This window comes from Mesorhizobium sp. M4A.F.Ca.ET.050.02.1.1, assembly GCF_003997725.1.
Classification (GTDB): Bacteria; Pseudomonadota; Alphaproteobacteria; order Rhizobiales; family Rhizobiaceae; genus Mesorhizobium.
On record NZ_RZSG01000625.1, the window covers coordinates 1 to 3592 of the forward strand.

Below are 3592 nucleotides of genomic sequence, written 5' to 3' on the forward strand. Positions count from 1 at the left end.
AACGCAAGCAGGGCGGCAAGCTGCGGCTGCGCGCCTTCATCGTCGAAGCGGACGACGCCGATGTCATCGGCGACGAGCCGATCTGGTACGATGGCGTCGTGCGCGGTTGGGTCACCTCGGGCGGCTACGCGCATCACGCGAAACAGTCGGTCGCCATGGGCTATGTGCCGAAGGAGATCGCTGACGAGAGCGACGGCTTCGAGATCGAGATACTCGGCAAGCGCCATGCGGCGCGAACACAAGCCTCGCCATTGTTCGACGCGAATTTCGAAAGGATGCGCGCCTGACCGGGCGCGCATTCTTTTGGCAGGGTTACGCGTTGCGGCGGTTGTCCAGCGCGAAGGCGCCGGCACCGGCAAACACGAGATAGAGGAAGATGAAGCAGAGGGAGATCGCCGCGTCGCCGCCATTGTTGACCGGGAAAAAGTCGCGCGGCGCATGCGCCATGAAATAGGCGATCGCCATCTCGCCAGCGAGAAGGAACGCCACCGGCCGGGTGAGCAACCCGAGAGCGAGCAGGATGCCGCCGGCGAATTCAAGGATGCCGGCAGCCAGAGGCAACCCACTCAAGGCGCCGGCGTGCTCGCCGACGGGGAAATTGAACAGTTTCTGGGTGCCATGTTCGATGAATTGCAGCGCAGTCACGATGCGCAGCACCCCGAGCGCCTGTGGCCGGTACTGGGAAAAACCTTCGAAAAGCTTCATCCAAAACTCCATTTTGCCTCCCCGCCTGGCCATAAAATATCGCCCTACAATGGACCACTCACTTCCGATGCCCTGCCTTCAACAATCGGTGAGTGAAAACGGTTTCATCTCCCAAAAATGTTTCTCTTCATGGTTGCATAAATATCGCTATGGTTGTATTGATGCCGGTACGCCAACCATCCGAGTTCCCCTTGCCATGAAAACAATCGTCATCAGCCTGTTCGCAATCCTTGCAGGCACCAGCTTCGCCATGGCCGCCGAGGGCGGCTGTGATGCCTTCAAATGGCCGGTGGCGCGCGAGCAGGCACTGTTTGCGGCAGCGCCGGCCGCGCAGTCCGGCGCTGCCCTGACGGTCGGCCAGGCGATGGATTTCACGCTCGCAGCGGTCGACACGATCAGCTTTGAAGTGCCTCCGGACCGTGCCCCGGCAGCCGGCACGTTCGGCGCGACCGCAAGCATCGTCGTGCCGCCGGAAGGAGAGCTCCAGGTCAGCCTGTCGGATGAGGCCTGGATCGATATCGTGCAGGACGGCCACGCCGTGAAGTCGGCTGGGTTCAGCGGCGTGAAGACCTGCCCGGGCATTCGCAAGAGCGTGCGTTTCAAGCTGTCGGCCGGTCCGGCCACCGTCCAGCTCAGCGGCAGCAAGAAGGCCGACCTCAAAGTGGCGGTGCTGACGCCGGAGTGATCCGGTCGCCTACCGCATTGGCGCGATGAGCGCGAAATGCGCGCCTTGAGGATCCGTGCACTGTACGATCCAATCCCCGCCGGGCACCTCCATCGGCCCCATGATGACCTTGCCGCCATTGTCGGTCACGCGCTTGGCCGCGGCGTCGATGGCGGCGACGTTGAAGTAGAACTGCCAGACTGGCACCGGGATCTGCTCAGGCTTGTTCATCATGCCGCCGACAGGGTCGCCGCCAAAAGCGAAGACCTGGTAGATGCCCATGGCCGGGCCCATGTCGAAGTCACCGGCCTTGGTCCAGCCGAACTGGCCGGCATAGAAGTCGAAAGCCGCTTTCCAGTCCGTCGTGTAGAGCTCATGCCAGCCGATGTGGCCTGGCGTTCCCGCCGGCACCGGCGGCTGATCGGGTTGGTTCGGCTGCAGGAACATGAAGGTCGCGCCTTGCGGATCGGCAACGACAGCAAAGCGCCCGACGCCCGGAATATCGTCCGGCGCGCGGTGGACAGAGCCACCCGCCTCCTTCAGCGACGCCGTCGCGCCATCCGCATCCTTGGTGTGGATATAGCCGAGCCAGGCCGGCGGCATGCCCATCTTGGCGGCATCCTCGGGCAGCGTCATCAAGCCGCCGACGCCGCGCTCGCCAACATTCATGACGATGTAGCGCGGCATGCCGGGCGAGGTATCGAAGGGTTGGCCCTTCCAGCCGACAACGGCTGTGTAGAAGGCCTCGGCGGCGTCGAGGTCGGTGGTCATCAATTCGTACCAGAAGAACGGCATCGGTGATTTCGGCATCGTCATGCTCCTTGGGTTTGTCCATCTGATTGTCTCGTGATCGATCTTAGGATGATCCGACGACAGGAATTCGACATGGGCCGGAAATCGACGGCGGCAAGGCACTGTGACTGCAATCTTGCGCGCCATGCGGTTTTCGCCTTTGCTTGTCCGTCAATGAGGGGATCACGATCCATGCGGCAGATGTCGCTCACGCCGGAGCTTGTGGCGCTCTGTCATCGGGAGGAAGCCGATCCAGGTCCGGACGGCAGCTGGACGCAATTGAACGACGATGATTTCCGCTCGCTTGCCCAGCGTCTGTCAGGCGAAGCCGACGAAGGGCCGCTGTGGGTGTTCGCCTATGGCTCGCTGATCTGGAAGCCGGCCTTCGATTCCGTCGAGCAGCAGCGCGCCTCGGCCCATGGCTGGCATCGGTCGTTCTGCCTCGACATGGTGCGCTGGCGCGGCAGCGTCGAGCAGCCGGGGCTGATGATGGCGTTGGAACGGGGCGGGCGCTGCGACGGCGTCATCTATCGCCTGCCGGACGGCGACAAGCCTGCCCAGATCGAAAGGCTGCTGCGGCGCGAGATAGATGATCACGAAAGCATCGCCTCGGTCCGCTGGGTGCCGGTGCGCACCGCGCAGGGGCCGCTCAAGGCGCTGGGCTTCTGGGTCGGGGTGACCGGCAGGGGCACCTCGCTTGGGCAGCCGCTCGAGACGGTGGCGCATGTGCTGGCCCGCGCCTGCGGCCATGTCGGCTCCGGAGCCGAGTATCTCTACAACACAGTCAGCCATCTCGAGGCGTTCGGCATCCATGACCGCAATCTGTGGCGGCTGCAGGAACTGGTCGCGGACGAGATCAGGTCGATCCATGGCCCCGGTATTGAAAGCGCTGCGCCATTCGAGCCTTCCGCGCTCGTTATAACATGAGTGCAATTATCATGTTTTTATCGTGTCTTTTCAGCGACTTGGTCGAAAATTGACCAATTGATAAAAAAATAAAACGTGCTAGCCTTCCCTAAAACAAGACAAGGGGAACCGGAATGGCGACTGGTCATTTCAAGGAAGGCATAGCCGGCGGCCGGCTGTCGTCCGAGCAATATGCCGACAATTTCTCCGACCTGCACCCGCCGCTCGACCATCACGAGGCGCTGGTCGAATCCGATCGCTGCTATTTCTGCTACGACGCGCCGTGCATGAACGCATGCCCGACCTCGATCGACATTCCGCTGTTCATCCGCCAGATCTCGACCAGCAATCCGCTCGGCTCGGCGAAGACCATTTTCGACCAAAACATCCTTGGCGGCATGTGTGCCCGCGTCTGCCCGACCGAGACGCTGTGCGAGGAAGTCTGCGTGCGCGAGGTGGCGGAAGGCAAGCCGGTGCAGATCGGCCGGCTGCAGCGCTACGCAACCGACGTCGCCATGTCCGAGA

Annotated in this window: 5 protein-coding genes and 1 pseudogene; 4 read left to right on the plus strand and 2 right to left on the minus strand. The window is 62.5% G+C overall.

The genetic code is table 11. The annotated features are described in order from the left end of the window. Nucleotides 1–287, plus strand: a 287-nt coding sequence (locus EOA33_RS28160) for a glycine cleavage T C-terminal barrel domain-containing protein (protein WP_145989318.1), incomplete at its 5' end; no start/stop codon positions are given. A gap of 25 nt (nt 288–312) precedes the next feature. Here the strand turns inward: EOA33_RS28160 and EOA33_RS28165 are convergent. Further along, nucleotides 313–705 (minus strand): DoxX family protein, encoded by a 393-nt coding sequence (locus tag EOA33_RS28165; protein WP_127407132.1) that lies wholly within the window; start codon nt 703–705, stop codon nt 313–315. Between the two features lie 67 nt (nt 706–772). On the opposite strand from EOA33_RS28165, the gene EOA33_RS28170 reads away from it, so the two are divergent. Then, a complete protein-coding gene (locus EOA33_RS28170) occupies nt 773–1390 on the plus strand; it encodes a hypothetical protein (protein WP_348628267.1) in 618 nt (205 codons plus the stop codon). A 9-nt stretch (nt 1391–1399) separates the two neighbouring features. On the opposite strand, the gene EOA33_RS28175 is transcribed toward EOA33_RS28170, so the two are convergent. Next, entirely contained in the window at nt 1400–2179 is a 780-nt protein-coding gene (locus tag EOA33_RS28175; RefSeq protein WP_127400538.1) for a VOC family protein, read from the minus strand. A gap of 174 nt (nt 2180–2353) precedes the next feature. Here EOA33_RS28175 and EOA33_RS28180 point away from each other — a divergent pair, with 174 nt between their 5' ends. After that, a complete protein-coding gene (locus tag EOA33_RS28180; protein ID WP_127407133.1) occupies nt 2354–3088 on the plus strand; it encodes a gamma-glutamylcyclotransferase in 735 nt (244 codons plus the stop codon). Nucleotides 3089–3201: 113 nt separating this feature from the next. Continuing rightward, nucleotides 3202–3592: pseudogene (locus EOA33_RS28185) on the plus strand (dihydropyrimidine dehydrogenase); the annotation flags it as partial.